The sequence below is a fragment of the Rhodococcus mengyinensis genome (genome assembly GCF_048381435.1).
Lineage (GTDB): Bacteria > Actinomycetota > Actinomycetes > Mycobacteriales > Mycobacteriaceae > Rhodococcus_F > Rhodococcus_F opacus_D.
On sequence record NZ_JBLWIT010000039.1, the window covers coordinates 46,293 to 66,828 of the forward strand.

Here is a 20,536-nt window from a genome sequence, read left to right on the forward strand (position 1 = left end):
CATTGCCTACCATGGTCCAGTCGGTGGAACTGCTGTTCGACGAAGCGACCGACGTTGCCGTGCGCGCGGAGTGGCAACGCCTGTGGGATGCCGGGATGCCCAGCCGCACTCGTGTTCGCGCCGAATCGAATCGGCCCCACATCACCCTGTTCGTGGCACGCCACATCCCACCCGAGATCGACGAACTGCTGGGCCGCCGGATCGCGACGCCCTCGTTCCACATCAGGCTGGGCGGGCTCGTGATGTTCGGCGGCAGGCACGTCACGCTGTCGCGGTTGGTGGTGCCGTCGAAGGCCCTGCTGTCCCTGCACCGCAGCGTGTTCGATCTCGCGGCGCACGCCACGGAGATCACGCCGCACATCCGCCCGGGCGAGTGGACGCCGCACGTGACTCTCGCGCGGCGACTGCCTGCCGATCAGATCGCGGAGGCCGCGCGGCTGCTCGACGGTGGCGACATCGTCGGCCGGGCGTCGGTGGTGCGCCGGTGGGACGGGGACGCCAAACGCGAGTGGGTGGTCACGGCACCGCCGTGATCACGGTGCGTCCGCGGCGACCGTCTCGGCGGCCTTGCGCGAAGACCGTTGGGTGACGACGATTCCCGCGATCACCGCAAGTGCCCCGACGGGCTGGTTCCAGGAGATGTGCTCGTCGAGCGCGACCGCGCCGAGCACGACCCCGACCACCGGCGTCAGGTAGGTGACGGTGGAGGCCGCGGTGGGCCCCCAGCCGCGCACCACGTTCGTGTTCCACACGAACGCCAGCCCGGTGCCGAACGCCCCGAGCCCGATCATCGAGGCGACGATCGCGGGGGTCAGGTGCATCGGCGTGCTCGCGACCCACGGGGTGGCGAGGAGCATGGCGGCCGCGGCGATCGACACCTGCATGAACGCGATGGTGGGTGTTCCGACGCCTCGCGGAAGGATGAACCGCCTCAGGTAGACCAGTGCCACGCCGTACGACGCGGTCGCACCGAGGCACGCGAGCTGGGCGGGGACGCTGCCGATGATCCCCGCCTGCCACGGCGCCAGCACCACGACCACCCCGGTGAATCCGAGCAGGAGGCCGAACAGCTTTGCATCCGTAAGCTTCTCCCCCGGCAGGAACGCCAGTGCCACCGACATCGTCATGAGCGGTGTGGTCGCGTTGTAGATGCTGGCCAGGCCCGAACTGATGCTCTGCTCGGCCCAGCTGAACAGCAACCACGGCACCACACACTGGGCGACCGCCAGTACCGACAGGTGCGCCCATGTCGCCGCTTCGCGCGGCAACCGCGTCCGGGTGAGTCCGAGGACGGCACCGAGGGTCACCGCCCCGAACACGAGTCGCCACAGCACGACCTGCGTGAAGGACAGGCCCTCGAGCCCGACCTTGATGAAGAGGAAACTCGCGCCCCAGGCGAGCGCCGTGCCCGCGTACTGGACCGCCAGGTTCCCTCTCAAAACCGGAAGTCCCCGTGCTGGATGACTTCGTTGTGCGTGTCGGGCGTGCGGCCGGCGAGCGCCAGCGCGTCGAGCGCCAGGAACACGAGGAGTACCACGACCAGGATTGTCATGTCTTCAGCCTCGTAGCATCGGCGTCCGAGAAATAGTGGCAGAAACGACATTGTTGACCATATTTCTGCCATAGTGGGATGGTGCTGAATAAAGTCGTAGTCCCGCTCATGCCGCTCACCGAAGCGTTCGAGCTCGGAGTCGCCTGCGAGGTGTTCGGTTTCGACCGATCCGACGACGGACTCCCCACCTACGACTTCTCCCTCGTCGCCGGCTCACGGGAACCCATCCGCACCCGATTCGGTTACGGCATCGACGTCCCGTACGACCTCGACCGGCTCGACGACGCCGACCTCATCGTGGTTCCCGCGGGCGGAACCTACGCCGAGGCGGACGGCACCTTCGTCTGCGCGAAGGACCCCGACCCGTGCATGGACCCCCTCCTCGATAAACTCCGGGCCGCGGTGGACCGGGGCGCCAAGGTCGCCAGCCTCTGCAGCGGCGCCTTCGTGCTCGGCGCGGCCGGACTGCTGGACGGACGCAAGTGCACCACCCACTGGCGGCACGCTCAGCGGCTCGCCGACCTCCACCCGGCTGCGACGGTCGACCCGAATGTCCTGTACGTCGACGACGATCCCGTCCTGACCAGCGCGGGCACCGCCGCGGGTATCGACCTGTGCCTGCACATCGTGCGCAAGGAGCAGGGCAGCCGGGTGGCCAACGGGATCGCGCGGCGCATGGTCGTCCCGCCGCACCGGGACGGCGGTCAGGCGCAGTACGTGGCGATGCCGCTGCCGTCGACGACGATCGACACCCTCGGCCCGCTGCTCGACTGGATGACCGAGCACCTCGCCCTCGACCTGTCCGTGACCGCGGTGGCGGCCAAGGCCAACCTGTCGCCCCGCACGTTCGCGCGGCGGTTCCAGGCCGAGACCGGAACCACCCCGGCCCGCTGGCTCAGCGATCAGCGGGTGCTGGCCGCGCAGCACCTGCTGGAGAACTCGGACCTGTCGGTGGACGTGATCGCCGAACGGGTCGGTTTCGGCGGCGGCGCCGTGCTGCGGCAGCATTTCCTGCGGCTGCGGCACACCACCCCGCAGGCGTACCGCCGCACGTTCCGGGACACGGAGCGCACCGGCTGACGGCGCCGCAGGGAAGAATCGACGGCGGCGCGGCGTTGCACACGCAAAGCAGTCACCGAACGAAAGGACCCTTGTGGCCACCAAGACTCTGACTCAGCAGAACTTCGACGAGACCGTGACCGGCAACGACGTCGTTCTGGTCGACTTCTGGGCATCGTGGTGCGGTCCGTGCCGCTCCTTCGCCCCCACCTTCGAGGCCTCGTCCGAGCAGCACCCCGACGTCGTACACGCCAAGGTCGACACCGAGGCGGAACAGGGCATCGCCGCCGCCGCGAACATCCGGTCGATCCCGACCATCATGGCGTTCCGCGAGGGTGTGCTGGTGTTCAGCCAGCCGGGTGCGCTGCCGCCTGCGGCGCTCGAGGATCTGGTCACGCAGGTCAAGGCCCTCGACATGGACGAGGTGCGTAAGCAGATCGCCGAGCAGGCCCCGGCCGAATAGGGCGGAGGACCGCCGCCGCCTAGTGTGCGGCGGCGTCCCAGCTGCGACCGGTGCCGACGGACACGTCGAGCGGCACCGACAGTTCGATGGCCGAGGACATCTTGTCGCGGACCAGCTGTTCGACCTGTTCTCGTTCCGAATCGACGACCTCGAGCACGAGTTCGTCGTGGACCTGCAGCAGCATCCGCGACTTCAGGCCCGCGTCGCGCAGTGATCGCTGCACGTTGATCATCGCGACCTTGATGATGTCGGCGGCCGTGCCCTGGATGGGGGCGTTGAGCGCGGCGCGCTCGGCGACCTCCCGCCGCTGGCGGTTGTCACTGGTGAGGTCGGGCAGGTAGCGGCGACGCCCGTACAGCGTCGACGTGTAGCCGTCCTTGCGGGCCTGCTCGACGACCTCGTGCAGGTAGTCGCGGACCCCGCCGAACCGGGCGAAGTACGCCTCCATCTGCGATTTGGCCTCTTCGGTCGAGATCTTGAGCTGGGCGGCCAGACCGAACGCGCTCAGCCCGTACGCCAGCCCGTACGACATCGCCTTCACGCGGCGGCGAAGCTCCGGTGTGACCTCCTCGATCGGAACGCCGAACGCACGCGCGCCGACGAAGCTGTGCAGGTCTTCGCCGGTGTTGAACGCCTCGATCAGGCCCTCGTCGCCGGACACGTGGGCCATGATCCGCATCTCGATCTGGCTGTAGTCGGCCGTGAGCAGCGAATCGTAGCCCTCGCCGACGACGAAGCCGTCCCGGATCTGCCGGCCTGCATCCGTGCGCACCGGGATGTTCTGGAGGTTCGGCTCGGTCGACGACAGCCGGCCGGTGGCCGCGACGGTCTGGTTGAACGTCGTGTGGATCCGCCCGTCCTCGGCGACCGTCTTGAGCAGACCGTCGACGGTGACCTTCAGCCGCGTCGCGTCGCGGTGCGCGAGCAGGTGCTCGAGGAACGGGTGCGACGTCTTCTCGAACAGGTTCTGCAACGCCTCGGCGTCCGTGGTGTACCCGGTCTTCGTCTTCTTCGTCTTGGGCATCTCCAGCTCGTCGAACAGCACGACCTGCAGCTGCTTGGGCGACCCGAGGTTGATCTGCTTGCCGATGACCCCGTAGGCCGCCTCCGCCGCCGCGGAGACCTCGGCCGCGAATCGGCTCTGCAGGTCGTGCAGGTGGGTGCCGTCGACGGCGATACCGGACGCCTCGATGTCGGCCAGCACGTCCAGCAGCGGCAACTCCATCTCGGACAGCAGAGCCGTCGATTCGATGTTGTCGAGTTCGGTGTCGAGCGCGGCCGCGAGGTCGAGGACGGCGCGGGCGCTGAGAATTTCGGTCTCGGCGGCTTCCGCGTCGACCTGGTCGGCGTCGTCGAGCAGCGACAGCTGCTCCTGGCCGGTCTCCTCCACCCGCAGCTCCCTGCGCAGGTACCTCAGCGACAGGTCGTCGAGGTTGAACGTCCGCTGCCCGGGACGCACCAGGTAGGCCGCCAGCGCGGTGTCGCTGGTGAGACCACCGAGCACCCTGCCGCGTCCGCGCAGCGCGTGCATCGCCCATTTGGCCTCGTGCAGGGCCTTCGGCTGACCGGCGTCCGCGAGCCAGTCGCCGAGCGCCTTCTCGTCCTCCGGGGTGGCGGACGCGGTGGCGATGTAGGCGCCCTCGCCGTCTGCGGCGGCGATGGCGATCGCCGTCACGTCACCGCCGTACGGGGTGCGGGTGCCGACCACCGACACGCCGGATCGCTCGCCCGTCGACGCGTGCGCCGACAGCCAGTCCGCGACGGCCCCGGGATCGAGCGCGCTCCCCCGCACCTCGAAGCCCTCCTCGGCCTCGGCTTCGACGGGGGCCAATGTGGCGAACAGCCGGTCGCGCAGCACCTTGAACTCGAGGTCGTCGAACAGCGCGTGGATCTTCTCCCGATCCCACTGCGCGAGCATCAGCTGGTCCGGGGTGTACGGCAGCGGGACGTCGCGCACCATTTCGGTGAGTTCCCGGTTGAGCAGGACGTTCGGCAGGTTCTCGCGCAGCGCGTCACCGACCTTGCCGCGGACCTTGTCGACGTTGTCGACCAGGCCGACGAGATCGCCGTACTCCTTGATCCACTTGGTGGCGGTCTTCTCCCCCACCCCCGGGATGCCCGGCAGGTTGTCGCTCGGGTCGCCGCGCAGCGCCGCGAAGTCGGGGTACTGCGCAGGTGTGAGCCCGTATTTCTCCTCGACGGCCGCCGGTGTGAACCGGGTGAGGTCCGAGACGCCCTTCTTGGGGTACAGCACCGTGACCCCGTCGGTGACCAACTGGAGCGAGTCCCGGTCGCCGGTCACCACCAGGACGCGGTACCCGAGCGCCTCGGCCTGGGTGGTGAGCGTGGCGATGATGTCGTCGGCCTCGAAGCCTTCCTCGGCCATCACCGGGATACCGAGGGCCCCGAGGACGTCCTTGGTGATCTCGACCTGCCCCTTGAACTCGTCCGGTGCCTTGCTGCGATTGGCCTTGTACTCCGGGAACTTCTCGGCCCGGAACGTCTGCCTGGACACGTCGAACGCCGCCGCCACGTGGCTGGGCTGTTCGTCGCGCAGCAGGTTGATCAACATCGACGTGAACCCGTAGACGGCGTTGGTGACCTGACCGCTGTGTGTCTTGAAGTTCTCGGCGGGCAGGGCGTAGAACGCACGGAAGGCCAGCGAGTGGCCGTCGAGCAGCATCAGGGTGGGGCGATCGTCGGACGACGCTGCTGCGCCGGACGCGGGGGACGTGGTGGACCGGGGGGTGGTTGCAGGGCTCACGGTTGCCCAGTCTAGGGAGCGGATCCGACACCGATCAGCCGGATGGTTCGATACCCAACCGAAACGTGCCGGAAATCCGAGAACCCCATTTCGCGCGACCGGAGCCGTTAGAGTCCGGAAATTGCGGCACGGGCGGTAGTCGAGTCCGTCGCGGCACGTTCCTGACCGATCTACACGTCCCCGGAGGACCTGCGTGGCCCCAACCGTGAGGAAGCGACTCCCAGCAGTGAGGACGCGACCGAAATCCGCGAGGAAACGCACGAGACGAGGGTCGGTCACCCGGCAACTCGGCCGTGCGTTCGTCCTCGTCCTGCTCGGCCTCGTCGCGGCGATCGCGTTCGGCGGTCCCGCGGCGGCGCAGGAACCCACCCCACCGCCCCCACCGCCCGCGACGAGCGGGCAACCGACGCCCCCGGAGAACGCGGTCCGGGTCAGCGGCAATCTGAACAACGCCGGCGAACGGCTCGCGGACGTCGAGGTGCGCGCTCTCGATTCGTCGGGCAACGAGGTGGCGAAGGCGACGTCGGAGTCGAACGGCCGCTGGGAACTCCAGGTCGCGCCCGGCACGTACACGTTCGAGATCGTGGCGGACTCGCTTCCCGACGACGTCAGCGTGCAGGCCACGGTGCAGCGGGAAGTGGTGGCCGGTCGCACCAACACGGTGATCTTCTCGTTCGGCGAGGCCCGTACCGGTTCCGCGGTCCCGTTCTACGAGAAGCTGATTCGCCAGACCATCGACGGACTCCGGTTCGGTCTCGTGATCGCCATCGCCGGAGTCGGGCTGAGCCTGATCTACGGCACCACCGGCCTGACGAACTTCGCGCACGGCGAACTCGTCACCCTCGGCGCGGTCGCGGCGTGGGTGATCAACGTGACGTTCGGTGTGCAGCTGATCCCGGCCACCATCCTCGCAGTGTTCGTGGGCATCCTGATCGGACTGCTGAATAACGCCGGGATCTGGAAACCGCTGCGGCGACGCAAGACCGGCCTGATAGCGCAGCTGGTGGTGTCGATCGGGCTCGCGATCTCCCTGCGCTACCTGATCCTGATCTTCTTCTCCGATCGCGCGGAACCGTTCGTCGACTACCAGGCCCAGGTCGAGAGGCACTGGGGTCCGATCGCGATCACCGACGCCAACCTCGTGAGCATCGGCATCAGTCTCGTCGTTCTCGTCGGAGTGGCCCTGCTGCTGCAGAAGACGCGCATCGGCAAGGCCATGCGCGCGGTGTCCGACAACCGCGACCTGGCCGCGTCGTCCGGCATCGACGTCGAACGGGTGATCCGCTTCGTGTGGGGTCTCGGCGGCGGTCTCGCCGCGCTCGGCGGCGTCCTGTTCGGCATCTCCGAACTCGGCGGCCGCGTGCAGTGGGAGATGGGCTTCAAGCTCCTGCTGCTGATGTTCGCCGGCATCACGCTCGGCGGACTCGGCACCGCCTACGGCGCGCTGCTCGGCTGCGTGATCGTCGGTCTGCTCGTCCAGCTGTCGACGCTGGTGATCAACCCCGACCTCAAGTACATCGGAGGACTGCTCATCTTGATCGTCATCCTGGTGGTCCGGCCTCAGGGCATTCTCGGCAGCCGGCAAAGGATCGGGTGAGGGCATGGACATCGCAGGAGCACTCCAGGTCTCGCTCGCCCAGCTGATCGGCCCGTCCGCGATCTTCTACGCGCTGCTGGCGATCGGCCTCAACCTGCACTTCGGCTACGCCGGACTGCTCAACTTCGGTCAGATCGGTTTCGCCCTCCTCGGCGGCTACGGCGTCGGGATCATGACCGTCACCTACCAGCAGCCGCTGTGGGTCGGCATCCTCGTCGGTCTCGCCGCGGCCGGACTGCTGGCCGTCGTCCTCGGTATCCCGACGCTGCGGTTGCGGGCCGACTACCTCGCCATCGTCACGATCGCCGCATCCGAGATCCTCCGCCTGATCTTCCGCTCCACCGCATCGGATTCCATCACCGGATCCACCAACGGGTTGTTCGGTTTCGCGGACCCGTTCACGACGCTCAGCCCGTTCGACTCGGGTAAGCAGTACAACTTCCTCGGCGTGAAGTTCTACGGCGACGACCTCTGGTCGATGGTCGTGGGGTGGACTCTCGTCCTGGTGCTGTGCGGGTTCGTGTTCCTCCTGACGCACAGCCCGTGGGGCCGTGTCCTCAAGGCCGTCCGCGAGGACGAGGACGCCGCACGCGCCCTCGGCAAGAACGTGTTCGTCTACAAGATGCAGGCGCTGGTCCTCGGCGGCATGATCGGCGGGCTCGGCGGCGTGTTCAACGCACTGCAGACCAAGTCGATCAACCCCGACTTCTACTCCACCGCACAGACGTTCTTCGCGTTCGGCGCCCTCATCCTCGGCGGCGCGGCCACGGTCTTCGGACCGGTGGTCGGCGCGATGCTGTTCTGGTTCCTGCTGGCCATCCCGGACGCCCTGTTGCGACAAGCGATCTCCGGGCCGGAGCCGCTGCTGCCGCTGACGGAACAGCAGGTCGGGGCCATGCGGTTCGTCCTGCTCGGCATCATGATCGCGGTGCTGATGGTCTTCCGGCCACAGGGCATACTGGGCAACAAGCGGGAGGTGCAGCTCAATGCCTGACCACAGACTGCCGGATCATCTGCAGACCGACACCGTTCTCACCGACGAGGAACGGGCCTCGATCTTCACCGACGTCCCGCACTCCCCCGGCGCACCGAAACCCGACCCGATCCTCGTGGTCGACAACGTGTCCCGGACGTTCGGCGGGCTCAAGGCCGTCGACGTGGCGCATTTGGAGATCCAGCGCGGCTGCATCACCGGACTGATCGGTCCGAACGGTGCAGGCAAGACCACCCTGTTCAATCTGCTCACCGGTTTCGACCGGCCGGACAGCGGCACGTGGTCGATGGATGGCCAGTCGCTGGGCCGGATGTATCCGCACCAGGTGGCCCGCCGCGGCGTCGTCCGCACGTTCCAGCTCACCAAGGCGCTGTCGAAGCTGACGGTGCTCGACAACGTTCGGCTCGGCGCCACCGGGCAGCGCGGTGAGCGGATCTTCAACACGCTCCTGCCGTGGACGTGGAAGGCGCAGGAACGGGCCGTCACCGAACGAGCGAACGAACTGCTCGCGCGGTTCAAGCTCGACACCAAGTCCGACGATCTCGCCGGCTCGCTGTCCGGTGGTCAGCGCAAGCTGCTCGAGATGGCGCGGGCGCTGATGACCGAGCCGACCGTGGTGATGCTCGACGAGCCGATGGCCGGCGTGAACCCGGCGCTCACCCAGAGCCTGCTCGGCCACATCAAGTCGCTTCGGGACGAGGGCATGACCGTCGTGTTCGTCGAACACGACATGGACGTCATCCGCGACATCAGCGACTGGGTGGTGGTGATGGCGCAGGGCAGTGTGATCGCCGAGTCCACACCGGGACACCTCTCGTCCAACAACGCGGTGGTCGACGCCTACCTGGGCAGCCACCACGATCAGGCGCTCGAGTTCGACGACGAGGGGAATCCGGTGGGCGCGACGGCCGTTCTGGCCGAGGCACTCGAAAACGCGGAGGCGGCAACCCTCGAGACCGGCGGCGACCTCTCCGAACCCGACATCACCGAGCTGAGGCGTGAGAACTCATGACCGAACTGACCCCAGCGGAATTCGCGGCCACACCCGAGGAGCATGCCCGGCTCGCCGAGGGTGCCCTCGTCCGCGCGGACGGTGTGGTGGCCGGGTACATCCCCGGCGTCAACATCCTCCGCGAGTGCAACTTCTTCCTGCGCGAGGGTGAGATCGTCGGCATCATCGGTCCCAACGGTGCCGGGAAGTCCACGCTCCTGAAGTCGCTGTTCGGGCTGATACCGGTGCGTGAGGGTTCGGTGACACTGCGCGGTGAGGACATCACGTCCAAACCCGCCCACGTTCTCGTGCAGAAGGGTGTCGGCTACGTCCCGCAGACGCAGAACGTCTTTCCGTCGCTCACCATCGAGGAGAACCTCGAGATGGGGATGTATTTGCGGCCCAAGCTCTTCGCGGAGAGATTCGCGTTCGTCGGCGACCTCTTCCCGCTGCTCGTCGAGCGGAAGAAGGTGAAGGCGGGCGCCCTGTCCGGCGGTGAACGGCAGATGGTCGCGATGGGCCGGGCACTGATGATGGAACCGTCCGTGCTGCTGCTCGACGAGCCGTCCGCCGGACTGTCCCCGATGTTCCAGGACGAGGTGTTCATCCGCTGCAAGCGAATCAACGCGGCGGGCGTCTCGGTGATCATGGTCGAGCAGAACGCCCGCCGGTGCCTGCAGATCTGCGACCGCGGCTACGTCCTCGACCAGGGCCGCAACGCGTACACCGACTCGGGACCCAACCTGATGCACGACCCGAAGGTGATCGAGCTGTACCTCGGGACCCTCGCGGGAAGTCAGGAGAAGAAGTAGGTCCGGTGGTTCCGGACACGACTGTGGGCCAGGTTTCCCTGGCCCACAGTCCGTTTCAGGTGAGTGCGATCATCCGCCGACGACGATGTATCCGTCCGTCGTCAGCTTGTTGTCGGCACCGAACTTCAGCTTGCCGTACGAACCGATGGACGGCTCGCCTGCGGCGGTGAAGTCGAGTTTGCCGGTGATGCCGTTGTAGTCGACGTCCGTGCCGGCCTGCACGAGCGGCAGGCACTCCTGGTAGGACGTGCACGGGGTTCCGCCCTCGGTGACGGCGTTGATGTTCGCGGCGATGTCGCGACCGGCCGTCGACTTCGCGGCTTCCGCGGCGAGCGCGGAAACGACTACCGCGTCGTAGGACTCACCGGCGTAGTTGAAGTCGATCAGCCCCGGGTTGATGCCCTTGAGACGATCCTGGAAGGCCGGACCGACGTCCGTGAGCGGCGTGGTGCCCTGCATGCCGTCGAGCAGCGGTGCGGCCACCGACTCGCCGAGCGCGTTACCCATGTTGCCGTCCACGCCGTAGACCTTCATCCCGTCGGACGGGCCGATGCCGACCTCGTGCATACGGGTGATGATCTTCGCCGACTCCTCGAATCCGACCACCGCGACAGCGTCGGGGGCGAAGTCCTTGACCTGGTCGATCTCGGAGTTGAACGACTGCGCGTTGGGGTCGTAGATGATCTTCTGGATCTGGTCCTCGGGGATGCCCGCGTCGACGAGGTTCTTCTGGATGTTGTCGGCGAGCCCGGTTCCGTACGGGTCGTTGAGGGCCAGGATGGACACGCGCTGGCCGCCGTCGTCCGAGATGAGTTGCGACACAGCCTGAGCCTGCAACACGTCGGTGGGGGCGGTGCGGAAGTACTGGCCCTTGTCCGGGTAGCAGACGAACTGGTCGGACGTGTTGGCCGGGGAGAACATCACGACGCCGGCGCTGGACACCTTGTCGATGACCTTCAGCGACACCGAGGACGACGCCGCGCCGATGATCACCTGGGTGCCCGCGGCCAGTTCCCGGTCGACGGTGGTGTTCGCCGTGTCGGTGGTGGTGTCGCCCGAGTCGCCGGGAATCAGCTGGACCGGCTGGCCGAGAACCCCACCGGCCGCATTGACGTCGTTGACGCCGAGCTGGGTGCCCGCCACCATCGGCGGTCCGAGGAAGGAGAGGCTTCCCGTGTCGGGGAGCAGAGTGCCGATCTTCAGCGGCGCCGTGGACGGGGCACCCGCTGCCGCCGCCTCTTCGGGCGTGCAGTCGGTGGAAACAGTGGTGGCCGAGGCAGAGCTGTCACTCCCACTCGCGGAGTCGTCGCCACTGTCCGAACTACAACCTGCCAGTGCGAGAGATGCCGCGCCGAGAACCGCGGCCGCCCGCACGAGGGTCCGTTTAGCCATCCAAACTCTCCTTAGATCACCTGAGTGCGGGCGCCACCCGAGTTGGCGTCCGCTGTGGGATCAGACGCTAGCGGTCCGGCGGCTTTCGCGATCCGTCCAGAAAGGCTCGTGACCTTACTGTGATCTGAATACGACGAGTGTTTACGCCGCCGTAGCGTGGCGAGCCTCAGGCGCCGAGGAGAAGGCGCACGGAGTCGACAACCACCTGACGCCGGAGACCCAGCGGTGGGCCGACGTCAGCCGATCCGCGGACTTCCCCGCCGGCGCCTGACGCCTCCGGCGAAAACGCGTCGCCCGTCGCCGATCTCGCGGGTCAGCTGGTAGGAGCTTCCCCACCGAGGGTCTCGAGCACCACCTGCGCGACCGCCTTCATCGTCGACCGGCGGTCCATCGCGGCCCGCTGGATCCACTTGAACGCTTCGGGCTCGGTCAGCGACTGCTTCTCCATCAACACGCCCTTCGCCCGCTCGACGATCTTGCGGGTCTCCAGACGCTCGGACAGATCGGAGATCTCCCGCTCGAGCGCGGTCACTTCCTTGAACCGGCTGGCCGCCAACTCGACCGCAGGAACCAGGTCGGCAGTGGAGAACGGCTTGACGAGATAGGCCATCGCCCCGGCGTCGCGAGCCCGCTCCACCAGCTCGCGCTGACTGAACGCTGTGAGAATGACCACGGGCGCAATACGTTTCGCCGCGATCTCCGAGGCCGCATCGATGCCGTCACGACGGGGCATCTTCACGTCCATGATCACGAGGTCGGGTTTGAGCTCCACCGCCAGGTCGACGGCGGCCTGCCCGTCACCCGCCTCACCGACCACGTCGTAGCCCTCTTCCCGCAGCATCTCGACCAGATCGAGCCTGATCAGCGCCTCGTCCTCGGCCACCACGACCCGTCGCGGCTGCGACGGCACACCTTGCTGCTGGGGAGCGTTCATGGCCACCATTCTCCTCTGCTCGGACGACCCCGGCACGGGGAGCGAACGTTAGAAGGGTACCGGTGGTTGACTCCCGACGGCGATCTTCTACAGTGGTACAGCGCAACACGCCCTCGTATCCCAATTGGCAGAGGAAACGGATTCAAAACCCGTCCAGTGTGAGTTCGAGTCTCACCGAGGGCACTGCCAGGATTTCTCGCGAATCGCAGGTCAGATGCATTCTCTGACCTGCGATTCGCATCTCGTCCCCCGTCACGGTGTTTGCGTCACCACTGGCCCGCGACCTGCCGGGTGGCGGCGTTGAGCCGGTTCCACAGGTTCACGGTGGCGATCGACAGGACCAGCGACGCGAGCGCCTGCTCGTCGTAGTGCCGGGCGGCCTCGTTCCACACGTCGTCGGGCACCGGGTCCGAACGGTCGCTCAACCGGGTCATCGACTCGGCCAGCGCCAGGGCCGCGCGTTCGGCGTCGCTGAAGTACGGAGCCTCCCGCCACGCGGCCACCGCGAAGATCCGCTCGTTGGTCTCGCCCTCCTTCTCCAGCTCACGCGAATGCATGTCGACGCACACGCTGCAGCCGTTGATCTGGCTCGACCGCAGATGGACGAGAGCGTGCGTCACCGGCGGCACGTCCGCCTTCGACGCTGCCTTTCCCAGAGCCAGCAGAGACTTCATGGCGTCGGGAACGATCATCGCGGGGTTGGTCATCCGGGCTTTCATGATTGCCTGCCTCCAAAGGTATTCGGGTGATCTGAATTCACACCGGGTGGTTTTCGTTCTCACTGACATGACGAACCGCGACGGCAGAATGTGACAGATGAACGACGACGAAGTTCTGGCACACCGCTTCGAGGAGAGCCGGACGCATCTGTCTGCGGTCGCCTACCGGATGCTCGGCTCGATCAGCGAAGCGGAGGACGCCGTGCAGGAGGGCTGGCTCCGGCTCAGCCGTGCCGAGACCTCGGATGTGGAGAATCTGCGGGGCTGGCTGACGACGGTCGTCGCCCGGGTGTGCCTCGACATGCTCCGCTCACGGAAGATGCGCAGTGAGGAGCCCCTGGACGTCCATGTGCCGGATCCGATCGTGAGCGAGCTGGACGGGGCCGATCCCGAGCACGAGGCGGTGCTCGGTGATTCGGTCGGACTCGCGCTGCTGGTCGTGCTCGACACGCTGACGCCCGCCGAGCGGCTCGCCTTCGTGTTGCACGACATGTTCGCACTGTCCTTCGACGAGATCGCCCCGATCGCCGGACGCACCCCCGCCGCGTCCCGTCAGCTGGCGAGCCGCGCGCGCCGCCGCGTCCAGGGGTCGGGGCCGGTTCCGGATGCCGACCTGACCCGGCAGCGCGAGATCGTCGAGGCATTCATGGCCGCCTCGCGGGGCGGCCGGTTCGACGATCTCCTCGCGCTGCTCGACCCGGACATCGTCCTGCGGGCCGACGGCGGCGCGGACGGATCCTCTCTCCTGCGCGGAGCCCGCGCCGTCAGCGAGCAGGCCCTCACCTTCGCGCGCTTCGCTCCTTTCGCCCGGCTCGCCCTGGTGAACGGCGCCGCCGGGGTCGTGACCGCACCCGAGGGAAAGGCCATGTCCGTCATGGCCTTCACCGTCTCAGGTGGGAAGATCGCCCGGATCGACATCCTCGCCGACCCGCACCGCCTGCAGGTTCTGGGGCTCTCTTCCGCCGGCGACTGACGACCCCGCAGGTAGCGGCGGTTTTTTGTGCCCGATCCTGGGGATCTGCGCCGTCCTGCCAGTACCATGGTGGAACAGGTACGCCCTCGAGCACGGAGGTCACCCATGGAGCTCGGCACCGTCACTTTCACCTACGACGGGCGGGTAGCCCTTCGATTCCAGCAAGCGCTCTCGCACTCGCCGGAGAAGGTGTGGCGAGTTCTCACCGACCCGCAGTACCTGAAGGCCTGGTTCCCCGCCGACGTCGAATTCGACCTCACCCCGGGTGCCGAACTCGTCTTCCGCGTGACGCCGGAGCAGGTGCGCCGATTCGGATTGCCCGCAGATCAGACCACCACCGGGACGGTCATCTCGGTGCATCCCGCGCACATCCTCGAATACCTGTGGGACGCCGAGACCCTGCACTGGGAACTCGTCCCCGACGGCAGCGGAGGCTGCTGGCTGACGCTCACCCACACCGTGGAAGAAGAAGAATCCGCCTACGCCCACGCCGCCGGCTGGCACGCGGGACTCGAGGTGGTCGAAGCGCAACTGGACGGCCGCGAGGTCGACTGGTCCCCGTGGGATCGGGCCGACGAACTCGCCGCGTCCTACCGCAAGACGTCCTGACCACCGGATTCACCGACACGGGAGAAGCGCGTATCGCGGGCAGCACAACCACACCGGCAGCGACCTTCGTGAAGGAGGTCACCGGCGAGGCGACGCGACGCTGGGGTGTGCACGGCACCGACCTCGGCTGTCCCGCGCGCCTCGCCGACGGGAGAGTCGCGTTCTTCTTCGGCGACACGTTCAGCTCGCACGGCCGGCACGGCAGGCGGTGGCGCAGCCCCGTGATGTTGCGCTCCACCACCACCGATCTCCGGGGCGGCATCGAGTTCGACTCCGCGGCCGGCGGCCGGACGGCGCGGGAGATCCTGCCGAACGCGCACGATGTCCGCGAACTTCCCGACCGGGAATCGGCGGGCACCGAGTTCACCGTCGTTCCTGCCGACGCCGTCACGATCGGTGATCGGACGTATCTGTCCGTCGTCAGTGTGCACTCGTGGAGGTCACGTGCGTGGCCGACGAATTTCACGTATCTCGCCTGGTCCGACGACGGCGGCGAGAACTGGCACCGCTCACCCGCCCGCTGGGACAACCGTGGTGGGTCGCTCGATCAGCTGTGGACCATGGAGCGGCACGACGGCTACGTCTACGTCGTCTCGAGCGCGTTCGACCGCACCAATCCGGGTGGGATGATCCTCCGGCGGGTCCCCGAACCGTGCATCCTCGAGCCCGGAGCCTACGAAGAGTGGGGCTGGGACCGCGGTACGGGGTGGGCGTGGGGACAGCCCGCGACCCCGATCCTGCCGGGCCCCGTCGGCGAGATGTGCCTGCGACGGATCGACGGCACCTGGGTCCTCGCGTACTTCGATCCCGCCGCGTACGCGATCGTCACACGCTCGGCGGAGCGCATCGACGGGCCCTGGTCGGAACCGACCGTGCAGATCGCCGGCGGCGACTGGGGAGCGACGGACGGCACGTGGGCGCAGATCTACGGTGGATTCATCCATCCGGCGTCCACACTGGGCGAGCTGCATCTGTTTGTGTCGCAATGGAACACGACGACCGGTGACCCTTATCGCGTCCTGCAGTTCACGACTCGGCTGGACGCCGGGTAGCCCGCCGCAGAGTCACCCGACGAGTTCCGACTCCGTCCACCGGCCCTCGCCCTCCAGTTCCACACCGCGGGAATGGAACTGGTTGAGGGTGCTGCGGTGACCCACACTCACCACGATGCTGTCCGGGAGTTCGGTCCGGAGCAGGGTGTAGAGCGTGTATTCCAGGCCCTCGTCGATGGCCGACGTGGCCTCGTCGAGGAAGATCACTGCGGGCCGTGAGATCAGCACCCGCGCGAACGCGAGACGCTGCTGCTCACCCGGCGACAGGATCCGCGTCCAGTCGGCGGTCTCGTCGAGCCGATCCCCCAGATTGCCGAGCGACACCTTCGACAACGCAGCGCGCACGACGTCGTCGGCCGCTGTCGGCTCCTTCGGGTATGCCAGTGCGGTTCGCAGCGAACCGAGCGGCAGGTACGGCCGCTGGGACAGGAAGATGGCCTCTCCCGCGGGTCGTGACACCGTGCCGTCGGCGTACGGCCACAGATCGGCGAGTGTGCGGAGCAGGGTGGTCTTGCCCGAGCCGGACGGGCCCTTGACCAGCAACGACTGCCCGGGGGTCACGGTGAGCTCGAGGCCCTCGATGAGGGTCTGGCCCGTGGGGATGCGCACGTCCAGCTTCTCGACCTGGAGGTCGTCGCCCGACTTGCCGGTCTTCAGGATCGGAAGTTCGGCGGCGTGCTGGTTGTCGTTGGCCAGACCGTTGAGTCGGATGAGGGTGGCGCGGAAACTCGCGAAGTCGGCGTACGACTCACGGAAGAAGGACAGGGAGTCGTGGACCTGCCCGAACGCCTGCGACGTCTGCATCACGTCACCGAGCGACACCTGACCGGTGAACAGTCGGGGCCCCTGCACGAGGAACGGGAAGATGACGGCCGTCTGGTTGACGGTGAGGTTCCATCCACTGAACTTCAATGTCCGGAAGACGATCTGCCACATGTTCCGGATGACGTCCGCGAACCGTCCGGCAAGGGTGCGGCGCTCGACGTTCTCGCCGCGGTAGAACGCGATGCTCTCGCCGTACTCCCGCACCCGGATCAGCGCGTAGCGGAAGTTGGCGCCCAGTTTCTCGTTGAGGAAGTTCAGCTTGATGAGCGGCTTGCCGATCCAGAACGCCACCACCGTGGTCACCAGCACGTAGATGTAGACGAGGAAGATCATCGCCCGCGAGATCTCGACGCCGAACACCGTCATCGGGCCGGACAGATCCCACAGGATCCCCGTGAACGACACGATCGACAGCACGGCCGTCACCGCGCCCATCGACAGCGAGCGGGACGTGGTCACGAAGTTGGTGATGTCGGCCTGGACGCGCTGGTCCGGGTTGTCGATCGCGTCGTCCAGGAACCGGTCACGGTAGTAGGCGCGGCTGTCGAGCCAGTCGTCGACGAGATGGTGGTTGAGCCACGTCCGCCAGTCGATGTCGAGGGTCTGCCCGATCAGGTACTCGATCAGGGCCCGCACCACGTGGACGGTCGCCAGAAGGGCGAAGACGCGGAGGAAGTGCCAGAACGCCGACTCGTCCAGGTTCTGGATCGAATCGTAGAAGTCGTTGTACCAGTAGGAGAACAGCACCGTCATCCGCACCGCGAAGACCGTCGACAGCAGCAGCACCGCCAGGATCGTCAACGGCTTCAGGCTGCGCCGCGGATTGAAGTACGGCGCGGCGAAGCGCCAGAACTGCCTTCCCCATTTGGTGAACCGCGCGAGCAGTATCACTACGACGACGAACGCGACGACAGTCATGACGTAGGCCTTGAGCAGCCACATTGCGCTGTCCCAGACGACGTTGTTCCAGTCCACGACCCATATCCCCGATCACGAGGTGAAACTCACCAGAAAAGATGGCGAAGTCTAACCCCGGACCTCGGTCGTCGGCGAGAGATACACGCAGGACACGCATCGACGCGCACCCACACGTCGCCCGATGTCCCATTTGGGCGGTTTCGGCCGCACAGGTGGGACATCGGGCAGGGAGAATGGGCCCCGTCGACGGGAGTCTACGAGTCCTTCTCGGGCTCAGGCTTTTTCAGGTTGCCCTCGTCGTCGACGTAGTCATCGAAGGCGGTACCCGACACCGTGCCGTCGGAGCCGGGCAGGACGACCGTCTCGCGGGCGCCCGGCTCGTAGCGGGCGTCGATCTCCTCCACCTTCTTCTTGGCTGCGGCGAGCGCCTCGTCGTCGGGAAGGGGAACTTCGGTCTCGGCCGGCCGGCCGGTGTTCTTCTGCTCGGGTGCGTCTGCGCTCATAGTGCACGTCCGTTCCGTTTCGGAGATTCCAGACCGACCATACGCCGCGGCCACCAGTTGGACTACCGTTCAAAACCTTTCGGTGGCAAAGGAATGGCGGAGTCGCTACTTCCGCGGCGGGAAGTGGCGGATGAGACCTTCCTGGACCACGGTGGCCAGCAACTCGCCTTCCAGGGAGAAGAACCGCCCCGTCGCGAGGCCACGGGACCCTGCTGCGACCGGCGATTCGGTGGCGTAGAGCGTCCAGTCGTCGAACCGGAACGGCCGGTGGAACCAGATGGAATGGTTGACGGTGGCCGCGACGATCCGGTCCAGGCCCCACGACAGGCCGTGGGTGGTGATGATGGAATCCAGGACCGTGGTGTCCGACGAGTAGCCCATGACGGCCACGTGAATGAGCGGGTCGTCGGGAAGGTCGCCGTCCGATTTCATCCAGACCCGGTTGTGGGTGAGCTTCTCCCCCGTGCCCTTCATGATCCACGACGGGTCGTTCGCGTAACGCATGTCGATCGGCTTGAGGGCGTCGACGAACATCTTCAGTCGATCCTCGTACCCGAGGAAGTGGTCGCCCAGTGGCGGCAGCGTGTCCGGGAACGGGACGTCGGGCACCTCGACCGCGTGCTCGAGACCCTTGCCCCAGTCCTGGAACGCCGCCAGCATGACGAACAGTTCCTCACCGTTCTGCAGCGCCGTGACCTGTCGGTTCGCGAAGGCCCGTCCGTCGCGGTGCCGCTCGACGCGGTATTCGATGGGTTCCTTGACGTCGCCGCCGCGGATGAAGTGAGCGTTGATCGCGTGCACGGCACGCTCGCCGCTCACGGTGCGGCCGGCGGCGACCAGTGCCTGGGAAATCAACTGGCCGCCGAACGTCCGGCTACCCACCTGCGCGGGATGCCGACCTCGGTACGTGTCCTCGCCGGTCTTCTCGAGATCGAGAAGTTCGAGCAGGGTCTGGAGATCGGTCTTCGCCGCGACTTCGCTCACCTAGTGGTCCTCTTCGCCGATTCTGTGGACGTGGATCAGGTTGGTCGAGCCTACGGTGCCGGGCGGCGACCCGGCCACGATGACCACCAGTTCACCCTTTTGGTACCGGCCCAACCCGAGCAGGGCGTGGTCGACCTGCCGCACCATGGCGTCGGTGCTCTCGACCGGGTCGACGATGAACGTCTCGGTGCCCCACGTCAGCGACAACTGGCTGCGCACCTCAGGCAGCGGGGTGAACGCCAGCAACGGCAGCGGCGTGTGCAGTCGCGCCAGCCGGCGCACCGTGTCCCCGGACTGGGTGAACGCGACCAGCGCCTTCGCATCCAGCCGCTCCCCGATGTCGCGGGCGGCGTACGAGATGACACCGCGCTTGGTGCGCGGCACATGCGTCAGCGGCGGCACCTGGGTGGACTCGTTCTCCACCGCCTCGACGATCCGCGCCATCGTGCGCACCGTCTCCATCACGTACTTACCGACCGACGTCTCACCCGACAGCATCACCGCGTCCGCGCCGTCGAGGACCGCGTTCGCGACGTCGGACGCCTCGGCGCGGGTGGGCCGCGAGTTCTCGATCATCGACTCGAGCATCTGGGTGGCCACGATGACCGGCTTCGCGTTCTCCCGGGCGATCTGGATCGCCCGCTTCTGCACCAGCGGCACCTGCTCGAGCGGCAACTCCACACCCAGGTCACCACGGGCGACCATCACCGCGTCGAACGCCAGCACGATCGCCTCGAGGTTGTCGATCGCCTCCGGCTTCTCGAGCTTCGCGATCACCGGGATCCGGCGACCGACCCGATCCATCACGGCATGGACGAGTTCGATGTCTGCGGCCGATCGCACGAACGACAGGGCGATGAAGTCGACACCGAGACCGAGCGCGAACTCGAGGTCGGCGATGTCCTTGCCCGACAGCGCCGGGACCGACACGTTCATCCCCGGCAGGGACACACCCTTGTTGTTGCTGACCGGGCCGCCCTCGGTGACCCGGCAGATCACGTCGTTGCCGTCGACGTCCGTGACGACCAATCCGATCTTGCCGTCGTCGACGAGCAACCGGTCACCGGCCTTGGCGTCCTCGGCGAGCTGCTTGTAGGTGGTCGACACCCGGTCGTGGGTGCCCTCGACCTCGTCGACGGTGATCCGCACTTCCTCACCGTTGGCCCACGTGGTGCGCCCCTCGGCGAACCGGCCGAGCCGGATCTTCGGGCCCTGCAGGTCGGCGAGGACACCGACCGCCTTCCCCGTCGCGTCCGAGGCCGCCCGGACGCGTTTGTAGTTCTCCTCGTGGTCGGCGTGTTCGCCGTGGCTGAAATTCAGCCGCGCCACGTCCATACCGCTTTCGACGAGCTCGCGAATACGGTCACCGGTGGCGGTAGCAGGTCCAAGTGTGCA

The 20,536-nt window shown here is 67.1% G+C and carries 19 protein-coding genes and 1 tRNA gene; 11 read left to right on the forward strand and 9 right to left on the reverse strand.

Annotated elements, in window-relative coordinates; translation table 11 throughout:
- Positions 1–11 precede the first annotated feature (11 nt).
- Entirely contained in the window at positions 12–533 is a 522-nt protein-coding gene (locus ACNJ7E_RS07360) for a 2'-5' RNA ligase family protein (protein ID WP_280782496.1), read from the forward strand.
- Here ACNJ7E_RS07360 and ACNJ7E_RS07365 read toward each other — a convergent pair whose 3' ends face one another.
- Positions 534–1,439 carry a DMT family transporter gene (locus tag ACNJ7E_RS07365; RefSeq protein WP_280782497.1) on the reverse strand — a complete coding sequence of 302 codons (906 nt, stop codon included), beginning with the start codon at positions 1,437–1,439 and terminating at the stop codon, positions 534–536.
- A gap of 191 nt (positions 1,440–1,630) precedes the next feature.
- Here ACNJ7E_RS07365 and ACNJ7E_RS07370 point away from each other — a divergent pair, with 191 nt between their 5' ends.
- Entirely contained in the window at positions 1,631–2,632 is a 1,002-nt protein-coding gene (locus ACNJ7E_RS07370) for a helix-turn-helix domain-containing protein (protein WP_418339486.1), read from the forward strand.
- 73 nt (positions 2,633–2,705) lie between these two features.
- Positions 2,706–3,074 (forward strand): thioredoxin, encoded by a 369-nt coding sequence (gene trxA, locus ACNJ7E_RS07375; protein WP_005247443.1) that lies wholly within the window; start codon positions 2,706–2,708, stop codon positions 3,072–3,074.
- 19 nt (positions 3,075–3,093) lie between these two features.
- On the opposite strand, the gene polA is transcribed toward trxA, so the two are convergent.
- Positions 3,094–5,838 carry a DNA polymerase I gene (gene polA, locus ACNJ7E_RS07380; RefSeq protein WP_418339487.1) on the reverse strand — a complete coding sequence of 915 codons (2,745 nt, stop codon included), beginning with the start codon at positions 5,836–5,838 and terminating at the stop codon, positions 3,094–3,096.
- 226 nt (positions 5,839–6,064) lie between these two features.
- Here polA and ACNJ7E_RS07385 point away from each other — a divergent pair, with 226 nt between their 5' ends.
- From ACNJ7E_RS07385 to ACNJ7E_RS07400, 4 genes are read left to right on the forward strand one after another with little or no spacing between them, the layout of a single operon-like run.
- Positions 6,065–7,435 carry a branched-chain amino acid ABC transporter permease gene (locus ACNJ7E_RS07385; RefSeq protein WP_280782500.1) on the forward strand — a complete coding sequence of 457 codons (1,371 nt, stop codon included), beginning with the start codon at positions 6,065–6,067 and terminating at the stop codon, positions 7,433–7,435.
- A 4-nt stretch (positions 7,436–7,439) separates the two neighbouring features.
- On the forward strand, positions 7,440–8,429 hold the full coding sequence (locus ACNJ7E_RS07390; RefSeq protein WP_009473649.1) for a branched-chain amino acid ABC transporter permease: 990 nt from the start codon (positions 7,440–7,442) through the stop codon (positions 8,427–8,429).
- Entirely contained in the window at positions 8,422–9,441 is a 1,020-nt protein-coding gene (locus ACNJ7E_RS07395) for an ABC transporter ATP-binding protein (protein WP_105413707.1), read from the forward strand. Before ACNJ7E_RS07390 ends, ACNJ7E_RS07395 begins: the two co-directional genes overlap by 8 nt.
- Complete coding sequence (locus tag ACNJ7E_RS07400) at positions 9,438–10,232, forward strand: ABC transporter ATP-binding protein (protein WP_005247455.1); 795 nt, start codon at positions 9,438–9,440, stop codon at positions 10,230–10,232. Before ACNJ7E_RS07395 ends, ACNJ7E_RS07400 begins: the two co-directional genes overlap by 4 nt.
- Positions 10,233–10,301: 69 nt before the next feature.
- Here ACNJ7E_RS07400 and ACNJ7E_RS07405 read toward each other — a convergent pair whose 3' ends face one another.
- Complete coding sequence (locus ACNJ7E_RS07405; RefSeq protein WP_007295814.1) at positions 10,302–11,624, reverse strand: ABC transporter substrate-binding protein; 1,323 nt, start codon at positions 11,622–11,624, stop codon at positions 10,302–10,304.
- A gap of 313 nt (positions 11,625–11,937) precedes the next feature.
- A complete protein-coding gene (locus tag ACNJ7E_RS07410; RefSeq protein WP_005260374.1) occupies positions 11,938–12,567 on the reverse strand; it encodes an ANTAR domain-containing response regulator in 630 nt (209 codons plus the stop codon).
- A 100-nt stretch (positions 12,568–12,667) separates the two neighbouring features.
- On the opposite strand from ACNJ7E_RS07410, the gene ACNJ7E_RS07415 reads away from it, so the two are divergent.
- Positions 12,668–12,741 (forward strand) — tRNA-Leu (locus tag ACNJ7E_RS07415).
- An 83-nt stretch (positions 12,742–12,824) separates the two neighbouring features.
- Here ACNJ7E_RS07415 and ACNJ7E_RS07420 read toward each other — a convergent pair.
- The gene (locus tag ACNJ7E_RS07420; protein WP_105413705.1) at positions 12,825–13,277 is read right to left on the reverse strand and encodes a carboxymuconolactone decarboxylase family protein; all 453 of its coding nucleotides are present in this window, start codon (positions 13,275–13,277) and stop codon (positions 12,825–12,827) included.
- Between the two features lie 97 nt (positions 13,278–13,374).
- Between ACNJ7E_RS07420 and ACNJ7E_RS07425 the strand changes: the two genes are divergently transcribed.
- The 3 genes from ACNJ7E_RS07425 to ACNJ7E_RS07435 all read left to right on the forward strand — a co-directional run bounded on the left by ACNJ7E_RS07425 (position 13,375) and on the right by ACNJ7E_RS07435 (position 15,911).
- Positions 13,375–14,250 (forward strand): sigma-70 family RNA polymerase sigma factor, encoded by an 876-nt coding sequence (locus ACNJ7E_RS07425; RefSeq protein WP_418339488.1) that lies wholly within the window; start codon positions 13,375–13,377, stop codon positions 14,248–14,250.
- Between the two features lie 105 nt (positions 14,251–14,355).
- A complete protein-coding gene (locus ACNJ7E_RS07430) occupies positions 14,356–14,859 on the forward strand; it encodes an SRPBCC family protein (RefSeq protein WP_005260370.1) in 504 nt (167 codons plus the stop codon).
- Between the two features lie 68 nt (positions 14,860–14,927).
- Positions 14,928–15,911 carry a glycoside hydrolase family 183 protein gene (locus ACNJ7E_RS07435; protein WP_418339490.1) on the forward strand — a complete coding sequence of 328 codons (984 nt, stop codon included), beginning with the start codon at positions 14,928–14,930 and terminating at the stop codon, positions 15,909–15,911.
- A 12-nt stretch (positions 15,912–15,923) separates the two neighbouring features.
- Here ACNJ7E_RS07435 and ACNJ7E_RS07440 read toward each other — a convergent pair whose 3' ends face one another.
- From ACNJ7E_RS07440 to pyk, 4 genes are all read right to left on the reverse strand, one after another.
- Positions 15,924–17,711 carry an ABC transporter ATP-binding protein/permease gene (locus tag ACNJ7E_RS07440; RefSeq protein ID WP_280782502.1) on the reverse strand — a complete coding sequence of 596 codons (1,788 nt, stop codon included), beginning with the start codon at positions 17,709–17,711 and terminating at the stop codon, positions 15,924–15,926.
- 197 nt (positions 17,712–17,908) lie between these two features.
- Positions 17,909–18,157, reverse strand: a complete 249-nt coding sequence (locus ACNJ7E_RS07445; protein ID WP_009473659.1) for a hypothetical protein — start codon at positions 18,155–18,157, stop codon at positions 17,909–17,911.
- A 105-nt stretch (positions 18,158–18,262) separates the two neighbouring features.
- Positions 18,263–19,141 (reverse strand): acyl-CoA thioesterase, encoded by an 879-nt coding sequence (locus tag ACNJ7E_RS07450; RefSeq protein ID WP_009473660.1) that lies wholly within the window; start codon positions 19,139–19,141, stop codon positions 18,263–18,265.
- A partial coding sequence (gene pyk / locus ACNJ7E_RS07455; protein WP_418339489.1) for a pyruvate kinase occupies positions 19,142–20,536 on the reverse strand: 1,395 nt, incomplete at its 5' end.

Bases quoted from the DNA above. Each gene is read 5' to 3' on its own strand.
- ACNJ7E_RS07395 (WP_105413707.1), top strand. From the start codon at position 8,422: ATGCCTGACCACAGACTGCCGGATCATCTGCAGACCGACACCGTTCTC.
- ACNJ7E_RS07445 (WP_009473659.1), bottom strand. From the start codon at position 18,157: ATGAGCGCAGACGCACCCGAGCAGAAGAACACCGGCCGGCCGGCCGAG.
- ACNJ7E_RS07400 (WP_005247455.1), top strand. From the start codon at position 9,438: ATGACCGAACTGACCCCAGCGGAATTCGCGGCCACACCCGAGGAGCAT.
- ACNJ7E_RS07430 (WP_005260370.1), top strand. From the start codon at position 14,356: ATGGAGCTCGGCACCGTCACTTTCACCTACGACGGGCGGGTAGCCCTT.
- ACNJ7E_RS07425 (WP_418339488.1), top strand. From the start codon at position 13,375: ATGAACGACGACGAAGTTCTGGCACACCGCTTCGAGGAGAGCCGGACG.
- ACNJ7E_RS07405 (WP_007295814.1), bottom strand. From the start codon at position 11,624: ATGGCTAAACGGACCCTCGTGCGGGCGGCCGCGGTTCTCGGCGCGGCA.
- ACNJ7E_RS07370 (WP_418339486.1), top strand. From the start codon at position 1,631: ATGGTGCTGAATAAAGTCGTAGTCCCGCTCATGCCGCTCACCGAAGCG.
- ACNJ7E_RS07420 (WP_105413705.1), bottom strand. From the start codon at position 13,277: ATGAAAGCCCGGATGACCAACCCCGCGATGATCGTTCCCGACGCCATG.
- ACNJ7E_RS07360 (WP_280782496.1), top strand. From the start codon at position 12: ATGGTCCAGTCGGTGGAACTGCTGTTCGACGAAGCGACCGACGTTGCC.
- ACNJ7E_RS07390 (WP_009473649.1), top strand. From the start codon at position 7,440: ATGGACATCGCAGGAGCACTCCAGGTCTCGCTCGCCCAGCTGATCGGC.
- ACNJ7E_RS07410 (WP_005260374.1), bottom strand. From the start codon at position 12,567: ATGGTGGCCATGAACGCTCCCCAGCAGCAAGGTGTGCCGTCGCAGCCG.